The following is an 18,677-nucleotide window of genomic DNA, read 5'->3' as shown; positions in this document are numbered from 1 at the left end:
ATCCTAGTTGTTAATAAATTGTTTATCATTATAGTCCAAAATCGCACTAAAGTGCTCGACTAATTTAGGCGAAATGTCCGAGCAATCTAAATCGTTTTGATTGATTAATTCACTTAACTGGCACATTTCAAGCCCTGCATAACCGCACGGGTTAATGTTTCTAAATGGCGTTAAATCCATATTGATATTCAGTGCCAAGCCGTGAAAAGAGCAGCCTTTACGAATGCGTAAACCGAGTGAGCAGATTTTCCGCTCATTCACATAAACACCCGGTGCGTCTGCTTTTGGGTAGCTCTCAATGCCATAATCAGCAAGCGTTCTCACCACTGTTTGCTCAAGGGCTGTAACCAAATCTCGCACCGACACCTCTCTACCTTGAGATTTCAGCCGTTTGATATCAATCAGCACATACATAATTTGCTGCCCTTCGCCGTGATAAGTAATTTGACCTCCACGATCGCTTTGCACTACAGGAATATTCGTTGGATTAAGCAGATGTTCGGGCTTACCCGCAGAGCCTTGCGTAAACACAGCAGGGTGCTGAACCAGCCAAATTTCATCATCGGTATTTTCATCACGATGATCTGTGAAAGATTGCATTTGATGCCATACATCTTCGTAAGGTTGAATGCCGAGCTGGCGAATAATTAATTTCATTTTTTATACAAATTCTAAATTATTGTAGGAGGGAACCTACGCCTATCCGCTGATATTCGGGCGGGCACTGGACCCGCCCCTACGTCAATATTATTCCGCCTGTATCTAAAAGAATTAGGTTACAACACCATTCTCACGCCATTAATTTTAGCGAGTTCTGTGTAGAGCGTTTCTACCTGTTCGATATTTTCCGCAATAATATCAATAGAAACAGAGTTGTAAGTTCCTTTAGAACTTTTTTGCTCACGAGGGTTGTAATCGCCTTTGGCATATTTTTGGGTAACAACAACCACGTCATCCACTAAATCTTCTCGGTTTGCCCCCACCACTTTAAAGGTGAAATTACACGGAAACTCTAATAAATCTTTTAATTTAGCTTGTGGTAAATCTTGTAAGTTAATTGCTTTTGATTGAGACATTTTTTTCTCCTTCTTCGGGCGAAAGATTTTTCGCCCCTATATTTTCTATATACTAATCTAAAACGGTAAGCGGTGAAATTTTGCAAATTTTTTGCAAAATCACACCGCTTGATCTGCTCCACCTAAAATGGGGATAAAATACTAAATTACAAGATTAGTCAAAAAGGCTCTTCACTGTTAAAGCAATCCAATCCCACGCTTTGCCGAAAATACCGGCTTCAGGCACATCTTGTAAGGCTTGTAAGTTAGTGCTTGCCACATCTTTACCGTCTAATTGGTAAATCATTTTACCCACTACTTGCCCTTTTGCTAAAGGGGCTTCGAGGTTTTTCTTCTCTAACTCATAGCGTGCTTTTAAGTCTGCTACTCTACCTTTTGGAATAGTGACAAAGCTATCTTGCATCGACCCTAACTGTACTTTATTCACTTCACCATAATAAACGCTTTGCTCTGCAACAGATTGTGCAGCCGGGAGTGATTTGATGGTTTCAAAGTTAGCAAATCCCCATTGGAGTAATTTCTTACTTTCAACTTCACGACCTTTGTAAGTTGGTACGCCCATTACCACCGAAATCAAACGGGTATTTGGATTAACCGCCGAAGCGACCAAGTTATAACCTGCTTTATTTGTATGACCTGTTTTCAAGCCATCAACTTGAATGGTTTTATCCCACAATAAACCGTTACGGTTTGGTTGTGGTTTTTTAATATTATATTGAAACTCTTTTTCTGCATGAATTTTGTACTCTTCTGGGTGGTCACGTATAATATGAGCCCCAATGATTGCCATATCACGAGCTGAAGAATATTGCTCCGGGTGGTCTAAGCCGTGTACCGTCGTAAAATGCGTGTTTTTCAACCCGAACTGCTGTACATATTTGTTCATTTCATTAATGAATGCGGCTTCTGAACCAGAAACATGTTCAGCAAGCGCTACAGAAGCGTCATTACCTGATACGATAATCAAGCCTTTCATTAGATCTGCAACAGATACTTTCGTGTTCAACTCTAAGAACATTAATGACGAACCTGGAAACTTTTGTGCCCAAGAGTTTTCCGTTACTGTAACCATATCGCTATTGCTGATCTTCCCTTCCCTTAATGCTTCGCCCACTACATAGCTCGTCATCATTTTTGTCAATGATGCAGGGTATTGGCGTTGGTCAGGGTTTAAGCTCGCTAATACTTCTCCAGAAGTATAATCCATCAAAATATAAGTTTGTGCATTAATTTGTGGAGCTTGTAGGTTAAAGTCTGTATTCAAATCAGCGTAAGCAATGCTTGATACTGCAAGGCTAACAACACTGATGGCTTTCACTAATGTTTTTTTCATAAATTCGTCTAAATTCCTCTTCAATTAATACAGAGCATAAAGGTCTTTGGTTAAATTTGCATTTTTATTTACTACTGCAATCTTCACTTTAGCTATACCTGAATGGTGCATACCAATTTTTTTAGCTGCTGCAGAAGATAAATCCACTACTCTAGCGTGAGCATACGGACCTCTATCATTTACACGCACAATAACAGAACGCCCATTACGTATATTGGTTACTTCAATTAATGTACCAAAAGGTAATGTTTTATGTGCTGCTGTTAATTTTGCATTGCTAAAGATTTCCCCGTTTGCTGTGCGGCGTCCATTAAATTTATTCGCATAATAGCTCGCTACACCTGTTTGAAAATGTTTACTGGTAACCTGTTTATGGAGATTCTTTGGCGATTGTTTTTTAATCGCTGCTGTCTCTTTTTTTACGGCTTTAGCCGTTACTTTTTTGGCAGTTTTTGCCGTCTTTTTTGTTGCTTTAGAAGCTGTTTGCTTCTTTGTTGAGATACTCGACTTAGCCTTTGTATTCTTTGTCGCAGCCAAAGCATTTAATGAACTAAAAGTCAGAAGTCCAGCTAACAACAGGGTTACAATTTTACCTAATCTCATATAAGTTTTTCCTCTATGTGGATGTCGCTATTGTTTGTAACGATGATAGTTTCACTGCTTTTTGATACCACAAAAAAGCAAAAGTTCAGGGCGTTGATACCCTATTTATTTCAGCTTGTCGTAAGGGTTATTACTCCCTGTACGTTTACGATGCACATAGGTAGACATCATCAAGCCAAACGCAGCCATCAGAGTAACATAAGATGTTCCACCATAGCTAAAGAGCGGTAATGGTACACCGACTACGGGTAAAATACCACTTACCATTCCAATATTTACAAAAACGTAAACAAAGAACAATAGGGCTGTACCGCCCGATAATATACGCCCAAAGGCGGAATCTGATTTTGTACCAATCATTAAGCCTCTAGCAATAATAAACAAATAGATAGCCAGCAAAATCAAGACGCCTATCATACCATGTTCTTCACTTAAAACGGCAAAAATAAAATCAGTGTGCGGTTCAGGCAAAAATTCCAGTTGCGATTGCGTGCCTTCCATCCAACCTTTACCGTTAATACCACCGGAGCCTATTGCAATTTTCGATTGGATAATATGATAGCCTGCCCCGAGCGGGTCTTTATCGGGGTCAATGAGCGTCATTACCCTTGTTTTTTGGTAATCGTGCATCAAGAAAAACCACATTATCGGAATAAAGCCTGCCAAAAACACCACGCCAGCACCAATCAATTTCCAGCTCAGTCCTGCTAAAAACAGCACAAAAAGCCCTGCCGAACAAACCAAAATAGAAGTACCTAAGTCAGGCTGAATCGCCACTAATAGGGTTGGCACAATAATAATTGCTAGAGCGATAAAGGTATCTTTAAAGCTTGGCGGAAGTGGTCGCTTACTTAAATAAGTAGCAACCATTAACGGCACGGCAAGCTTCGCAATTTCAGAAGGCTGAAAGCGAACAAAGCCTAAATTTAACCAACGCTGAGCCCCTTTACTGGTTTCGCCAACTAAGTCCACCAAAATCAATAATATTAAGCAAAAAACATACAAATAAGGCGACACTTTTTGATAAAAACGTGGTGGAAACATTGCCATCACCAGCATTAAGCCCAAACCAAGTGAGACTTGCACCACTCGGCTTGTAAACATTTTCTCGCTTCCTCCACTTGCACTGTACAGTACCAATAAACCGTAGCCCGTAACCGCTAATAACCCGATTAATAAAAGAAGATCGAGCGAAAAAATCTTCCAAAAAAGTTTTTTAACTCTGTTATTCATTATTTTCCTCTGTTACAAGCGGTCTATTTTGTTCTGCATTTTGCAAATCCGTTTTTGCATCAACGCCCTTTCTTAACACATAATCCATAATTTTTCGGGCAACAGGCGCAGCTGCACTACCGCCTCCGCCGGCGTTTTCTAAAATTAACGCCACCACCATTTGCGGATTCTCATAAGGTGCGTAGCCGATATACCAAGCGTGATCGTGCAACTCTTTTTTAATTGCATTCTTGTCGTAGTTTTTACCATTTAGGTTGAATACCTGGGCTGTTCCTGTTTTCCCTGCTGAGTGGTAAAATGCACTGGCAAACACTTTGCGAGCTGTGCCGTTTGAAGCGTGGTTTACGTTATACATTCCAAGTTTTGCTAAGTTCCAGTAAGAATCCGGCACACCTTTAATATCCTCGTAGAGTAATGGGTCTTTATAAGGCGTAACGGAATTACTGCTTTGTACTTCAAGCATTAAATGGGGGGTGTTCACTCGTCCATTATTAATTAACACTGCGGTTGCTTTTGCTAGCTGCAATGGGGTTGAAATCCAATAACCTTGCCCAATTCCAACCGGAATGGTATCGCCTTGCACCCAAGGTTTTTTATAGCGTTTTTGCTTCCATTCACGGGTTGGCATTATGCCTGCCGACTCTTCAAAAATATCAATACCTGTTTTTACCCCAAAGCCGAATTTCTTCATCCAATCCGACATTTTATCAATCCCCATTTTATATGCTAACTGATAGAAGAAAGTATCTGACGATTCAGTAATCGCTTTATTCACATTGGTTGCACCGTGTCCGCTGCGTTTCCAGTCTCGATAGCGTTGAGTTGTGCCGGGTAAAATCCAATAGCCGGGATCAGAAATCGTGGTGGTTGGCGTAATCAGCCCCTCTTCCAAACCAGCTACCGCCATAAATGCTTTGATAGTCGATGCTGGTGGATAAGTCCCTTGTGTTACACGGCTATAAAGCGGTCTGTCAGGGTCATCAAGCAAGGCTTTGTAATCTTTACTTGAAATGCCGCCAACAAATAAATTATTGTCATAACTTGGGTTAGACACCATCGCCAAAATGCTGCTATCACGAGGATCTAGCACTACAACCGCACCTTTATGATCGGAAATTAATGACATCACATATTGTTGCAATTCCACATCAATACTTAAGCGAATGCTACTGCCAGCAATACCCGGTTGGTCACGCAATTTACGGATTACTTTACCTCGATTGTTAATTTCTACTTCCTCAAAACCTGTTACACCGTGTAACTGGTCTTCGTAGAATTTCTCAATACCGAGTTTTCCCATATCGTGCGAACCTGCATAATTACCGAATTTCCCTTCTTCTTGCAGCTTTTTCTTATCATTTTCGTTAATTTTCGCTACATAACCGATAATATGGGTTAATAATTCACCATAAGGATAATTACGCTTGTAATATGCCTGCACATCTAAACTTGGAAAACGATACTGGTTTACCGCAAAACGTGCCATTTGGGTTTCATTCAAGTTACCTTTGAGCATAATCGGCGTATAACGAGAGGTACGTTTTTTCTCTTTATTGTAGTTCTCGATATCTTCGTCTGTTAGCCCAACCACTTCCTTGAGTTCTTCCAATGTCTGCTCAATATTCTCTGTTTTTTCCGGCACGATAAACAGCCCAAAATAGGTCAGATTTTCTGCTAATACTTTGCCATTACGGTCATAAATTAAGCCTCGAGCTGGTGGCACTGGTAATAATTTAATACGGTTGCCATTTGAGCGTGTTTGGTAGTCATCATAATTAACCACTTGTAAATGATACAGATTAGCTAACAACACGCCCGTTAAGGCAAGCACCCCCACAAACGCAACTAAGGCACGGCGGGCATACAGATTGCTTTCTGCCTGCCCGTCTCGTACCTTTTCTCGCTGATTTGATGAAGTGAATTTTGCTAATTTGCCAAACATATCTCTAATAACTATTCTCGATGATAGGGGTGATTAATGGTTACTGACCACGCCCGATACAAACTTTCTGCCACCACCACACGCACAAGCGGGTGTGGTAATGTTAAAGGCGATAACGACCAACTCTGCTCCGCAGCTGCTTTGCACTCAGGGGATAATCCTTCCGGGCCGCCAATTAACAAAGCAACATCTCGCCCATCGTTTTTCCAACCTTCTAGCTGGGAGGCTAACTGCTCGGTTGTCCAAGCCTTACCCGGAATATCTAAAGTAACAATTTTTGCTTTTCCTGCCGCCGCCAACATTGCTTTGCCTTCAAGCTCTAAAATGCGTTTGGTATCGGCATTCTTGCCTCGCTTTCCTGCGGGGATTTCAATGAGTTCAAAGGACATATCTTTCGGAAAACGGCGTTGATACTCTTCAAACCCCGTTGTTACCCAAGCTGGCATTTTTGTGCCAACTGCAATTAATTGAATTTTCATTTTTCTGATGCTCGCAAGCGGTTACATTTTTCGAGAAATTTGCAAAAAACCAACCAAAAATAACCGCTTGCAGTGTGATTTAAACAAGAATTACGCCCAAAGTTTCTCTAATTGATAGATCTCACGACTCTCTTCTTGCAGTAAGTGAACAATCGCTTGCCCGAAATCCACCACAATCCAATCTGCCACTGCTTTACCTTCATCGCCAAACACTTCAAAACCCGCTTGTTTCGCTTCACTAATCAAACGATCTGCTGTTGAAGCCACGTGGCGACTTGATGTTCCTGTCGCTAAAATCATTGTATCCGTAATGCTTGATTTACCTTTCACATCAATGGCTAGAATATCTTTTGCCTTTAAATCATCTAAGGTTTTTGTTAAAAATTCGACTAAATTTTGTTCCACTTTATTTCTCTCTCATATCATAAAAACAGAGAATTTTAACATAGATTAGGAAGATGTAAGACAACAAGCGGTCATTTTGCGAGATTTTTTGCAAAAACGACCGCTTGTATATCTTATTAAAGAGTGAGGTTCATCTGGTAAACGGTTTTCTTCTTGTCCAAATAGCAGGTAATCGATAAATAATCAACGCTCCCAAAATTAGACTACAGCCTAACCATTTTATAGCACTGAGTTGTTCTCCCAAAATTATAATGCTCAGCAATAATGTCCAGACCGGTTCAAGTAACATAATGAGTGATGAAGTTGCAATCTGGCAATGCTTCTGCCCGATGGTTTGTAGTAAAAAACGCAAATTGGTAGAAATGAGTACACTAGCAAAAAACCATATCCAAACGCTATTGGGAATAGGGAAAGTCCAAGTTTCCATTATTAAAGAATAAATACTGCAAATAATCCCTACCATTGCCAGTTGAACCGTCGTTAAAGGCAATAATTTCACTTGCTTCGCATATTGGTTATTCAGCACAAAATACAAAGCACCTGATAATGAAGAAAGGAGAAAAATGGAACTGCCTAATGAAAAGCGGAATATGTCTTTATCTATAGAAAGGCAATAAAGCCCAGCTAAGGCAATGGGTAACGCAATCCAAAATATTTTGGCAGGTGTGTGTTTAAAGATAATCCAAGACAATAAAGGAGCAATAAGCATTGCAAGACTAACTAAAAATGCCCCTTCACCAAAAACCGTGCTAAACGCCAGCCCTAACACCCAGCAAATAATATAAATACCATAAGTTCCGCCAGTAATAGCAGAATATTTGAATTGAGTTTTATTGAGTGTTTTTAGTTGCTTATAAGAAAATGGCAACATAATCACAGCCGCGAAAAGGAAACGAACTCCCATAAAACCAATAGGCGGAAAGCCAGCTAACGCATTTTTAGAGAAAAACCAACCTGAAGCTGCGATGAAAGTTACGAGGAAAAGGATTATTTCTCCGAAGTGTTTTTTAAACATATTTTTCGTCTAATGAAAAAGGTTCTCTCAATAAAGAGAACCTTTAGATCAACAAAGTTTAGTCATTAAAATAAACTCTTTTCAATGCTAATTCTAAACCACGAATTTCCGCCAAACCTCTTAAACGCCCAATCGCAGAGTAGCCCGGATTGGTCTTTTTCTTGAGGTCATCTAACATTTGATGACCGTGATCAGGACGCATTGGAATTAAGCGGTGATCGCCATTGGCCTTACGGCGATGTTCTTCAGCTAAAATCACTTTAACCACCCCGAACATATCCACATCACCCGCTAAGTGATCGGCTTCGTGGAAACTTTTTGGATTGTCTTCACGCTGTGTGGCACGCAAATGGGTAAAGTAAATACGATCAGCAAAAGTTTCTGCCATTTTGACTAAATCGTTCTCCGCCAACACACCGTATGAACCTGTACAGAACGTAAAACCATTGGCTGCAAGCGGTTGAGTTTCCACAAACCATTGCATATCTTCAATGGTTGAAACAATGCGTGGCAAGCCTAAAATCGGGCGTGGTGGATCGTCAGGGTGAATTGCCATACGAATACCCACTTCCTGAGCCACCGGTACAATTTCATTTAAGAAATAGGCTAAGTGAGTGCGGAATTTCTCAGCAGAAATGCCTTTATAGCGATCAAGCTGAGCTTGGAATTCTTCGAGCGTATAACCCTCTTCCGACCCCGGTAAACCGGCAATAATGTTTTTCGTGAGTTTCGTAATATCGGCTTCACTCATCTTATCAAAATAAGCCTTCGCTTCTTCTCGCTCCGCCGCTGAATAGGTCTCTTCTGCTCCTGGGCGTTTTAAGATATAAAGCTCAAAGGCAGCAAAGGCAACTTGGTCAAAACGCAGGGCTTTTGAGCCGTCTGGCATTTCGTATTCAAGATCGGTTCTCGTCCAATCCAGCACAGGCATAAAATTGTAGCAGACCGTATCAATGCCACACTCAGCAAGGTTACGCAACGTTTGCTTGTAGTTATCAATCCACTGCTGGAAATTGCCCGTTTGCGTTTTGATTTCTTCGTGAACAGGCACGCTCTCAACCACCGACCAAACCAGCCCTTTTTCTTCCAACAAAGCCTTACGCTTATTGATTTCCTCTATCGACCAAACCTGCCCGTTTGGAATGTGGTGCAATGCAGTCACAATACCTGTTGCCCCCGCTTGTCTTACATCATCTAAAGAGACAGGATCATTTGGTCCATACCAACGCCATGCTTGTTCCATAGTAAACTCCTCGTTATATTAAAAATTGACAGCTAATGGACTCACATTAAACAAGTATCCATCAAAGTTTGGATCATCTAAATCCGATAATTCAAATAGCTTTTGCTTAACATTTTCCAAATGCTGCCACATCATTTTTCTCGCCATTACAGGATCTTTTCGCTGTATAGCGGCGATAATATTTTCGTGATCTTTCAACCATAAATAGCGGTAGCTTTGATCAGGAATATGAGCATGTAAGCCTTTCCACATCGGGCTATTTGTTCTATATTCCCACAGATCTTTTTGCATACGAATAATCACTTCATTTTGCGTAATTTCCGCAATCGCTTTATGAAAATCCTCATCTGCAACATAATCTACATCACCGTGTTCCAATGTCTTACGCTCACGCTCTAAAATTTCTTTCAGATGTAAAACATCTGCTCTAGTTGCTTGAATTGCTGCAAATTCGGCAATGCTACTTTCCAATAATTGTCTTGCTTGTAACAATTCAAACGGCCCAACATCAGGTAAATCATCTGTTTCTTCAATATTTGCTTTTGGCAAATGAGTCACATAAACACCCGAACCTTTACGAACTTCGACTAAATTTTCCAGTTCAAGCATAATCAGTGCTTCACGAATAACGGTGCGACTTACATTAAAGTAATTCGATAAATCACGCTCTGCAGGTAATTTATCGCCTACTTTATAAGCTCCACTTAATAATTCTGCTTTTAACTCTTGTCCAATTTTTTTATAAGAACGTAGCTCTTCAGGTGCCATAATGTGTCTAATAGTGCCTCTAATTAAATATCTGAAATAGATAACTTATAGCCATTTTCAACAGGTTTGCCATTCACAATGAATTGACGTTTTTCCGTATGAGGCAAGCTAAAGACAAGTTCTTTATATTGCGGCTCATACTGACCTGTTTTCGTTAAATTGACTTTAATTGCGGTATTTGAACAATCTAACTCAATGTCTAAAGTTAAGTGTTTGCCGTTTAGATAGTCAAAACTTGCTCCATCATCATCAAAAATAGAGGAAGTGGTTTTACCTTGATCAATAAACGGCATAATGAATAATTCACGATAATTATCTGTTAATGTATTAGAGCGTCCTTTTGAGCTAAGAGGAATAATCGAACCTGCTCTTAGGAATAACGGGATACGCTCTAAAGGTGCATCAACTGTGATAGTCTCGCCGCCATAATACCATTGATGTGTATAAAAATCATACCAACCTGCATAGTTACGAGGTAAATAAACATCACGTTTACGTTGCCCTTCTTCTACCACAGAAGCAACTAATAAATCCCTACCGAATAGGTAATCATCATTTTCAGCAAAGGTATTTTTATCCTGTTCGTGATCTAGGAATGTCGGACGTAGCATTGGCTCTGCTTGTGTATGTGCTTGCCATAGCAAATTGTAGATATAAGGCATTAAGCGATAACGAAGCTGAATAGTGTCACGAATAATATTCGTGACTTCAGGATACATCCACGGCTCATTTACTGTTTTATCATCATTCCAAGAGTGGATTGTAAAACGTGGTTGCATTACGCCATTTTGAACCCAACGTACAAATAGTTCTGGCTCAGGTTTATTGCCAGAGAAACCACCCACATCGTGTCCAACATTATATAAAGCCGACAAGCTCATACCTAAGCCCATTTTGATGTTGTATTTCAATGTATGCCAGCTAGTACGATTATCGCCAGACCACGTTTGAACATAACGGTTCATTCCTGATGAGCCGGAACGAGAGATCAAATAAGGCCGGATATTTGGAGCAAACTCTTTCTGAGCCTCAAAGGACGATTTCATCATTAACAATGGCTGAAGTGGGCGAATAAGTTTAATCGGTAGCCCTTTACCAAAGAAATGACATTTAGCATAATCGTCCCAAACCTCGTACTCATTATTATCATTCCACGTTGAACCAATACCCATTTCTATTAATTGAGTTTTCACATTAGATTTCCACCAATCTACCGTTGCGGGGTTAGTGAAATCTAAGTGCGAACCTTCATCATCCCAAACATTGAACGCTCTGGATTATCAGATTCTGAATCTTGAATAAATAAGCCTTTTTCCGCTACTTCATTATAACGAGGATGATCTTGCAATAAACAAGGCTTAATATTCGCCGCCAAATTCATTCCAGCATCTAAGAAGTATTTACTCATTAATTTAGGCTGAGGAACTTTGTCATAATTCCAGTTGAATACATAACGCTTACCATTAATAGAGGTATAGCCTGACGATAATTGGAATGAATCGCACGGAATATTATGCTCACGACATAAATCAACAAATTTTTTCAGCTGTTCTTGAGCATCTGGAGCATCAGTATAACTCATCGTTGAACCGCTATAGCCTAAGCTCCAACGAGGACCAAAAATTGTACCACCTGTTAATTTGGCATATTTTTTAGTTACTTCTAAAATTTGTGGGCCTAAAATCATATAGTAATCTAGATCGCCATCTTCCGCTTTATAGTTACGATAATAGGCGTGGTAGTTATCAATCTCGCTACCTAAAACAAACCAACAAGGAGCTAAGTTATCGTAATAAATACCGTAACTCGCTTCTTCTGAATGGGTAATATAAAACGGAATATGTTTATAAAGCGGATCCATATGTTCTGCGTTATAGCCCATTGCATCAATATTACGCATTTCAAAACGGCGACCGTGTCGATTTAAATTCCCTGTTTTTTCCCCTAAACCATAATATTGTTCATTCACACTACGATTTAAATAATGCGTAACATTAGTTTTAGAAATACCGAATAGGTAAGCACCTGTTTTTCTATCTGATGCAAAGGTTTTCCATTCCCCATCCACTTTATGTTGCCATTCTAAATAAAGGGGCTGATGAACAATCACTTTTAAACAAGTGGTCGAAATTTCTAAAGAATTTGCAAATTCACTTATACTGTAATCTGGTAATGAAAAACCTTCTACAGACCACTTATCTCTACCTTCCCATTGCACATCATCGGCATTAGGGCTAACTGCCCAAGTTGCAGGAACTTTAAACTCATTATCACGAGCAAAGGCTATACGGAAAATATCCTCTTCCAGAACAAAAATATGTAATCCAACATCACGTTCACATTGAATATCCACTCGATTATTTTTACTTTTGATAAACTTCCAGTTTTTTAATGTTTTCATTGAGTCATCCTTAAATTAATATCCTAAAATTAATTTTGGTAATGTCAGGCTGATTGCTGGAACATAAGTAACAAGCAATAAAGCAAAAATTAATGCAAAATAGAATGGTAATAGTGGCTTAATCACTTGATTAATTTTCACTCCACCTACCGAGCAACCTATAAATAGAGCACTACCAACTGGAGGTGTACAGATACCGATTGATAAATTAAATGCCATTAAAATACCAAAGTGAACTGGGTCTATACCTAAATCAGTAACAATAGGGAAGAAAATTGGAGTAAAGATAAGCAATGCTGGGGTCATATCCATAAACACACCAACAATTAATAAAATAATATTGATGATTAATAGAATAACAATAGGGTTATCTGATACTGCAAGTAAACCATCACTGATCATATAAGGGATATCCGCATTTGCCATTACCCAAGACATCCCCATTGATGTTCCAATTAAAAGAAGAACAATTGCTGTCGTTACCACAGACTCTAAAATCACTTTTGGTAATTCTTTAATAGATACTTCTCTGTAAATTAGTACTGCGAGAATTAAGGTATAAACAACCGCAAATGCTGAAGCTTCTGTTTCTGTAAATACACCACCAATAATTCCGCCCATAACAACGACAATTAGTCCAAGACTTGGTAAAGCATCTAATGTTTTCTTCACAACTTCTGATGTCTTTGCCTTCGGAGAAACAGGGTAATTACGCTTTTTAGCTATATATCCAACAATCAACATAATAGATAATCCCATGATGATGCCAGGAATATATCCAGCTAAAAATAGAGCCCCAATTGATGTACCACCTGTTACCAAAGAATAAACAATAAACGTATTACTTGGTGGAATTAATAAGCCTGTAGGACAAGATGAGATATTCACCGCTGCGGAAAATGCAGGATCATAGCCTTCTTTCTTTTGTAAAGGAGCCATAATGCCTCCCATCGCAGCACCAGAAGCAACTGCAGAACCAGATATTGAGCCGAACATCATATTTGCCAGAACGTTTACGTGAGCTAAAGAACCTGGCAAACGACCACCAATCACTTTAGCAAATTCAATTAAACGTAAAGCAATACCCCCTCTATTCATAATATTACCTGCAAGAATAAAGAATGGGATAGCAAGTAATGAGAAGCTATCTAAACCTGAAGCCATTTTTTGAGTAATTACTGTAATAGCAGCATCAAACGGAATAGACATCATCACCGTAATAAGGGATGCTAGACCAATCGAAAATGAAATTGGTACACCAATAAAAAGGAAAAGAAAGAATGTGGAACAAAGAACAAGTACAACGGACCATTCCATAATATGTTCTCCTGTATTAATTTGACGAAGATTCTGATTTAGCTAATGCAAATAGATCGCGAATAACATAAATCACCATGAAAAAACCACTGAGAGGAATAGCGCTGTAAACTAATCCCATTTCAATACCAAGGACAGGTGAAACTTGTCCAGCATCTATTGTGCTATTAACTAATTTAATACCTCCATAGCACATAACCAGCGCAATGAAACATAAACTAATTAAGTTCACAACAAAATTTAATCGTCTTAATTTATCTGGTGAAGATTCTAATTTCGTTGCCAATAAATCAATAGCCAAATGCTTTTTCTGACCGAACGCATAAGCTGCCCCAATTAAACCTACCCAAATAAATGAAAAACGAGCTAATTCATCGGTATACACACTCGGATCTTGTAAAACGAAGCGCGAAAATACTTGCCAAACAACACACACAACAAGAAGAATACTGATGATTACACATAAGGCAGATAAGACTTTATCAATCTTAGATACAAAATTATCCATACAACCCTCTTTTAAAATGTAGTGATACCAAAATAATTGGTAAACCAATTTTGATAAATTTGATTGTTTTTTGCAATAATTAATTATTAATTTTGTGATCTGGATCACCAATTTGAAAATTTTGGTTTGATATGTCCAAAATAGATTTGTATGATAGTTCAACAATTCAGCAAATAGGTACATTCATGAATTGTAGATTTGTTGTAGATTTTGAAATTTTATATTTATCTAGGAGAACTCAATATGCTCACTAAAAAAACACTTCTTTCAGCTTCTTTAGCAACAGCTTTATCTTTAGGTCTAGCATTTTCTGCTTCAGCAAGAACAACATTAAAGTTAAATCATAATAATGATAAAACTCACCCAGTCCATATTTCTATGCAAAAAATGGCAGATGAAGTCAAAGAATTAACCAATGGAGAAGTCGTCATTCGTGTTTATCCAAATAGCCAATTAGGTACACAACGTGAGTCTATCGAATTACTACAAGCAGGTTCACTAGATATGGCAAAATCAAACGCAAGTGAAATGGAATCATTCGAACCAACCTATGGAGCATTTAATATTCCTTACTTATTCCATAACGTAGATCACTACTACACCGCATTAAAAGATCCTGAAGTAGGTCAAAAAATCTTAGAAGCTTCTAAAGGAAAAGGTTTCTTAGGTTTAACCTATTATGATGGTGGTGCTCGTAGTTTCTATGCAAATAAAGAAATCAGAACACCGGCTGATTTAAAAGGCTTAAAAGTTCGTGTTCAACCAAGCCCAAGTGCGGTAAAAATGATGGAGCTTCTTGGCGGCTCAGCAACACCTTTAGCATACGGTGAGCTTTATACCGCTTTACAACAAAAAGTGGTTGATGCGGCAGAAAACAATGAAACCGCATTAACACTTGCTCGTCACGGCGAGGTGTCAAAAATCTTTAGCCAAGATGAACATACAATGATCCCAGATGTGTTATTAATCAGTGAAAAAACGTGGGCTAAATTAACACCTGAACAACAAAAAGCAATCAAAATAGCTGCTGATAACTCAATGATGTCGCATAAAGATTTATGGGCAAAAATGATTGAGGAGGAGAAGAAAAAAGCACAAGAACAAATGGGCGTTAAATTCATCACAGTTGAAAAACAACCGTTTATTGATGCAACTAAACCAATGAAAGATGAAGCAAAAGCGAATCCTGTAATTGGTGGCTTAATCGAAAAAATTGATGCTTTAGCTCCAACAGCTAAATAATTCAAAACAAGCATAAATCTATTGCTACCAAAGGTAGCAATAGATTTTTATAAAAAATAAATAGAGAGGATAAATTAATGAATATTGCACAGAATCACAATTTAAAAGATAAAGTTATTGTTGTTACAGGTGCTGGCGGTGTTTTATGTGCTTTCTTAGCCAAAGAATTAGCTAAAACGAAAGCAAAAATTGCTTTGCTTGATTTAAATTTAGAAGCTGCACAAAAAATAGCAGATGAAATCTCTTCTGAGGGCGGAATTGCTAAAGCTTACCAAACAAACGTTCTAGAATTAGATAATATTAAAGCCGTACGCGACCAAGTTACGGCTGATTTCGGAACTTGCGATATTTTAATCAACGGGGCTGGCGGCAATAATCCGAAAGCGACTACCGACAATGAATTTCACGAGGTAGATTTACCGGAAAATACCAAATCATTCTTTGAATTAGATAAAAGCGGTATTGAGTTTGTGTTTAACTTAAATTACTTAGGCACGTTACTCCCTACCCAAATTTTTGCCAAAGATATGATTGGTAAAGAGGGAGCTAACATCATTAACATTTCAAGTATGAATGCCTTCACCCCATTAACCAAAATTCCGGCTTATTCGGGTGCAAAAGCGGCGATTAGTAACTTTACGCAATGGCTTGCCGTTTACTTCTCTAAAGTGGGAATTCGTTGTAATGCGATTGCACCGGGTTTCTTAGTGAGCAATCAAAATCGTGGACTACTCTTTGACAGCGAAGGCAATCCTACTGCCCGTGCGAATAAAATTTTAACTAATACGCCTATGGGGCGTTTTGGTGAACCAGAAGAATTATTAGGTGCATTACTATTTTTGGTGGATAGCCAATATTCAAGTTTCGTCAATGGAGTGATTGTACCTGTTGATGGTGGGTTCTCTGCCTATAGCGGCGTATAACTAAGCGAGGTCTTTATGAAACCATTTTTATGTGAAGATTTTTTGCTTTCAACGCCAACCGCTCAAAAGCTCTATCACGATTATGCAAAAGATCAACCCATCTTTGACTATCACTGCCACCTTAATCCAAAAGAGATTGCAGAAAATCGTCAATTCAACGATTTAGCCGAAATTTGGTTAGAGGGTGATCACTATAAATGGCGGGCAATGCGTTCGGCAGGCATTGAAGAGCGTTTAATCACGGGCGATGCCGACAAATACAGTAAATACTTAGCGTTTGCAAGCACTATGCCAAAATGTATCGGTAACCCAATTTATCACTGGACACACTTAGAATTACGCCGTCCATTTGGCATTACAAACACGCTTTTCTCGCCCGAAACAGCAGAAAAAATTTGGCATCAAGGCAAAGAATTACTGCAACAACCTGAATTTTCAGCTCGTGGCATTATGCAGCAGATGAATGTGAAATTAGTAGGAACAACTGATGACCCTATTGATTCACTAGAACACCACAAAGCGATTGCCCAAGACAACACGTTTGATATTGAAGTCGTGCCAAGTTTCCGACCAGATCGAGCATTCAAAATCGAGTTACCATTATTCAATGACTATCTTGAACAGCTAGGTAAAGTGGCCGATATTGAGATCAATACCTTTGATAAATTAAAACAAGCCTTACTAAAACGCATTGAGCATTTTGATCAACAGGGCTGTAAATCGGCCGATCACGGTATTGAAATCGTCCCTTTTGCACCTATCCCTGATGAAAAAACTCTCGATCACATCTTGCAAAAAAGATTACAAAATCAACCGCTTGCAGAAGAGGAAATTGCTCAATTTAGTACCGCTTTATTAGTTTGGTTAGGTACAGAATATCATAAACGAAATTGGGTAATGCAAATGCACATTGGGGCAATCCGTAACAATAATACGAGAATGTTCCAATTATTGGGTGCAGATGCCGGCTTTGATTCCATCGGCGATCGTCCATTTGCCGAAGCACTCTCTCGCTTATTGGATAGTATGGATCAAACCGACCAATTACCAAAAACCATTTTGTACTGTTTAAATCCTCGTGATAACGAAATGTTAGGCAGTATGATCGGCAATTTCCAAACAGGCGGCGTTGCAGGCAAAATCCAATTCGGTTCAGGCTGGTGGTTCAATGACCAAAAAGATGGAATGGAACGCCAATTACAGCAACTTTCACAATTAGGCTTACTCAGCCAATTTGTTGGAATGCTCACTGATTCTCGTAGTTTCCTATCCTATACTCGCCACGAATACTTCCGCCGCATTCTTTGCGAGCTAATCGGTAGTTGGGTAGAAAAAGGTGAAGCACCAAACGACCTAAATTTATTAGGTAATATGGTGAAAGACATCTGTTACGGCAATGCTAAGCGTTATTTCAAATAGGAGATAACAATGAAAAAACTCTCCATCATCGGCGAATGTATGATTGAGTTAAATGGTGAGCCGTTTGGGAATATGCGTCAAACTTATGGCGGTGATTCACTCAATACCGCTACTTATCTGGCTCGGGTAACATCGCCTGAGCAGATTGAGGTACGTTATATCTCTGCTCTTGGTACGGATAAACTCAGTCAAGGTATGTTGGAAGCGTGGCAGGAGGATAATATCAATACGGAGTTTGTCTTGCGTGATGAACAACGCCAGCCGGGGCTTTATCTCATTCAGCTAGATAATCAGGGAGAGCGGACGTTCCTCTACTGGCGAAATCAATCCGCTGCTCGTCATCTGTTGCAGCACGCTGATTATCCAAAAGCTCTACACGCAATGGCGGAAACGGATATGGTTTATCTGAGCGGTATTTCATTGGCGATTTTGCCTGAAAATGACCGCATTCAGCTTGTCGAACAACTTCGTGAGCTGAAAAAGCAAGGAGTGAAAATCGCTTTTGACAGTAACTATCGCCCTAAACTGTGGGAAAGTGCTGAGACCGCTCAACAGCATTATGCTAACTTACTTTCCTTAGTCGATTTAGCCCTTGTTACCTTTGATGATGAACATCTGCTTTGGAGCGATGCGAACGAGCAAGCGACCCTTACCCGCCTTGCTCAATATGGCATCGAAACTATCGTAGTCAAACAAGGCTCACTTGGTGCAACAGTTCAATATCAGGATAAACAGATTTTTGTGCCAACCGTTCCCGTTGAAAATGTGGT

Annotated in this window: 17 protein-coding genes and 1 pseudogene; 4 read left to right on the top strand and 14 right to left on the bottom strand. The window is 39.3% G+C overall.

The window, feature by feature from the left end:
- Window positions 1-3: 3 nt before the first annotated feature.
- The 14 genes and pseudogenes from lipB to ACERCF_RS08575 form a co-directional block, all read right to left on the bottom strand.
- Window positions 4-657, bottom strand: a complete 654-nt coding sequence (gene lipB, locus ACERCF_RS08640; RefSeq protein WP_373625328.1) for a lipoyl(octanoyl) transferase LipB — start codon at window positions 655-657, stop codon at window positions 4-6.
- A 119-nt stretch (window positions 658-776) separates the two neighbouring features.
- On the bottom strand, window positions 777-1,076 hold the full coding sequence (gene ybeD, locus ACERCF_RS08635; RefSeq protein ID WP_373625327.1) for a DUF493 family protein YbeD: 300 nt from the start codon (window positions 1,074-1,076) through the stop codon (window positions 777-779).
- A 154-nt stretch (window positions 1,077-1,230) separates the two neighbouring features.
- Window positions 1,231-2,409 (bottom strand): serine hydrolase, encoded by a 1,179-nt coding sequence (locus ACERCF_RS08630; RefSeq protein WP_373625326.1) that lies wholly within the window; start codon window positions 2,407-2,409, stop codon window positions 1,231-1,233.
- A gap of 24 nt (window positions 2,410-2,433) precedes the next feature.
- A complete protein-coding gene (locus ACERCF_RS08625; RefSeq protein WP_373625325.1) occupies window positions 2,434-3,012 on the bottom strand; it encodes a septal ring lytic transglycosylase RlpA family protein in 579 nt (192 codons plus the stop codon).
- A gap of 105 nt (window positions 3,013-3,117) precedes the next feature.
- Entirely contained in the window at window positions 3,118-4,245 is a 1,128-nt protein-coding gene (gene rodA, locus ACERCF_RS08620; protein WP_373625324.1) for a rod shape-determining protein RodA, read from the bottom strand.
- On the bottom strand, window positions 4,238-6,187 hold the full coding sequence (mrdA, locus tag ACERCF_RS08615; protein WP_373611908.1) for a penicillin-binding protein 2: 1,950 nt from the start codon (window positions 6,185-6,187) through the stop codon (window positions 4,238-4,240). The genes rodA and mrdA overlap by 8 nt, the downstream gene beginning before the upstream one ends.
- Window positions 6,188-6,198: 11 nt before the next feature.
- Window positions 6,199-6,666, bottom strand: a complete 468-nt coding sequence (rlmH, locus tag ACERCF_RS08610) for a 23S rRNA (pseudouridine(1915)-N(3))-methyltransferase RlmH (protein ID WP_373611909.1) — start codon at window positions 6,664-6,666, stop codon at window positions 6,199-6,201.
- A gap of 90 nt (window positions 6,667-6,756) precedes the next feature.
- Window positions 6,757-7,071, bottom strand: a complete 315-nt coding sequence (gene rsfS, locus ACERCF_RS08605) for a ribosome silencing factor (RefSeq protein WP_373611911.1) — start codon at window positions 7,069-7,071, stop codon at window positions 6,757-6,759.
- Between the two features lie 130 nt (window positions 7,072-7,201).
- Window positions 7,202-8,086: a DMT family transporter gene (locus tag ACERCF_RS08600; protein WP_373625323.1), complete on the bottom strand. Its 885-nt coding sequence runs from the start codon at window positions 8,084-8,086 to the stop codon at window positions 7,202-7,204.
- A gap of 58 nt (window positions 8,087-8,144) precedes the next feature.
- Window positions 8,145-9,329: a mannonate dehydratase gene (gene uxuA, locus ACERCF_RS08595; protein ID WP_373625322.1), complete on the bottom strand. Its 1,185-nt coding sequence runs from the start codon at window positions 9,327-9,329 to the stop codon at window positions 8,145-8,147.
- 18 nt (window positions 9,330-9,347) lie between these two features.
- Window positions 9,348-10,097, bottom strand: coding sequence for an FCD domain-containing protein (locus ACERCF_RS08590; protein WP_373625321.1), 750 nt, complete (start codon window positions 10,095-10,097; stop codon window positions 9,348-9,350).
- Window positions 10,098-10,120: 23 nt separating this feature from the next.
- Window positions 10,121-12,498 (bottom strand): annotated as a pseudogene (locus ACERCF_RS08585) (glycoside hydrolase family 31 protein).
- A 15-nt stretch (window positions 12,499-12,513) separates the two neighbouring features.
- Window positions 12,514-13,815: a TRAP transporter large permease gene (locus ACERCF_RS08580; protein ID WP_373625320.1), complete on the bottom strand. Its 1,302-nt coding sequence runs from the start codon at window positions 13,813-13,815 to the stop codon at window positions 12,514-12,516.
- Window positions 13,816-13,831: 16 nt separating this feature from the next.
- The gene (locus ACERCF_RS08575) at window positions 13,832-14,323 is read right to left on the bottom strand and encodes a TRAP transporter small permease (protein ID WP_373625319.1); all 492 of its coding nucleotides are present in this window, start codon (window positions 14,321-14,323) and stop codon (window positions 13,832-13,834) included.
- Window positions 14,324-14,566: 243 nt separating this feature from the next.
- Here ACERCF_RS08575 and ACERCF_RS08570 point away from each other — a divergent pair, with 243 nt between their 5' ends.
- From ACERCF_RS08570 to ACERCF_RS08555, 4 genes are all read left to right on the top strand, one after another.
- Window positions 14,567-15,565 carry a TRAP transporter substrate-binding protein gene (locus ACERCF_RS08570; RefSeq protein WP_373625318.1) on the top strand — a complete coding sequence of 333 codons (999 nt, stop codon included), beginning with the start codon at window positions 14,567-14,569 and terminating at the stop codon, window positions 15,563-15,565.
- Between the two features lie 77 nt (window positions 15,566-15,642).
- Window positions 15,643-16,488 (top strand): SDR family oxidoreductase, encoded by an 846-nt coding sequence (locus ACERCF_RS08565; RefSeq protein WP_373625317.1) that lies wholly within the window; start codon window positions 15,643-15,645, stop codon window positions 16,486-16,488.
- Window positions 16,489-16,503: 15 nt separating this feature from the next.
- Window positions 16,504-17,907, top strand: coding sequence for a glucuronate isomerase (gene uxaC, locus ACERCF_RS08560; protein ID WP_373625316.1), 1,404 nt, complete (start codon window positions 16,504-16,506; stop codon window positions 17,905-17,907).
- A 9-nt stretch (window positions 17,908-17,916) separates the two neighbouring features.
- On the top strand, window positions 17,917-18,677 hold a 761-nt coding region (locus ACERCF_RS08555), incomplete at its 3' end, for a sugar kinase (protein WP_373625315.1).

Source organism: Mannheimia kashgarensis (genome assembly GCF_041807705.1).
GTDB lineage: Bacteria > Pseudomonadota > Gammaproteobacteria > Enterobacterales > Pasteurellaceae > Mannheimia.
The sequence above is the reverse complement of the archived record's forward strand: the minus strand, read 5'-3'. Positions and strand labels throughout refer to the sequence as shown.

Coding starts and splice junctions, on each gene's coding strand:
- rodA (WP_373625324.1), bottom strand. CDS start 4,245: ATGAATAACAGAGTTAAAAAACTTTTTTGGAAGATTTTTTCGCTCGAT.
- ACERCF_RS08630 (WP_373625326.1), bottom strand. CDS start 2,409: ATGAAAAAAACATTAGTGAAAGCCATCAGTGTTGTTAGCCTTGCAGTA.
- ACERCF_RS08625 (WP_373625325.1), bottom strand. CDS start 3,012: ATGAGATTAGGTAAAATTGTAACCCTGTTGTTAGCTGGACTTCTGACT.
- uxuA (WP_373625322.1), bottom strand. CDS start 9,329: ATGGAACAAGCATGGCGTTGGTATGGACCAAATGATCCTGTCTCTTTA.
- uxaC (WP_373625316.1), top strand. CDS start 16,504: ATGAAACCATTTTTATGTGAAGATTTTTTGCTTTCAACGCCAACCGCT.
- mrdA (WP_373611908.1), bottom strand. CDS start 6,187: ATGTTTGGCAAATTAGCAAAATTCACTTCATCAAATCAGCGAGAAAAG.
- rlmH (WP_373611909.1), bottom strand. CDS start 6,666: ATGAAAATTCAATTAATTGCAGTTGGCACAAAAATGCCAGCTTGGGTA.
- ACERCF_RS08565 (WP_373625317.1), top strand. CDS start 15,643: ATGAATATTGCACAGAATCACAATTTAAAAGATAAAGTTATTGTTGTT.
- lipB (WP_373625328.1), bottom strand. CDS start 657: ATGAAATTAATTATTCGCCAGCTCGGCATTCAACCTTACGAAGATGTA.
- ACERCF_RS08590 (WP_373625321.1), bottom strand. CDS start 10,097: ATGGCACCTGAAGAGCTACGTTCTTATAAAAAAATTGGACAAGAGTTA.
- ybeD (WP_373625327.1), bottom strand. CDS start 1,076: ATGTCTCAATCAAAAGCAATTAACTTACAAGATTTACCACAAGCTAAA.
- ACERCF_RS08600 (WP_373625323.1), bottom strand. CDS start 8,086: ATGTTTAAAAAACACTTCGGAGAAATAATCCTTTTCCTCGTAACTTTC.
- ACERCF_RS08580 (WP_373625320.1), bottom strand. CDS start 13,815: ATGGAATGGTCCGTTGTACTTGTTCTTTGTTCCACATTCTTTCTTTTC.
- ACERCF_RS08570 (WP_373625318.1), top strand. CDS start 14,567: ATGCTCACTAAAAAAACACTTCTTTCAGCTTCTTTAGCAACAGCTTTA.
- ACERCF_RS08575 (WP_373625319.1), bottom strand. CDS start 14,323: ATGGATAATTTTGTATCTAAGATTGATAAAGTCTTATCTGCCTTATGT.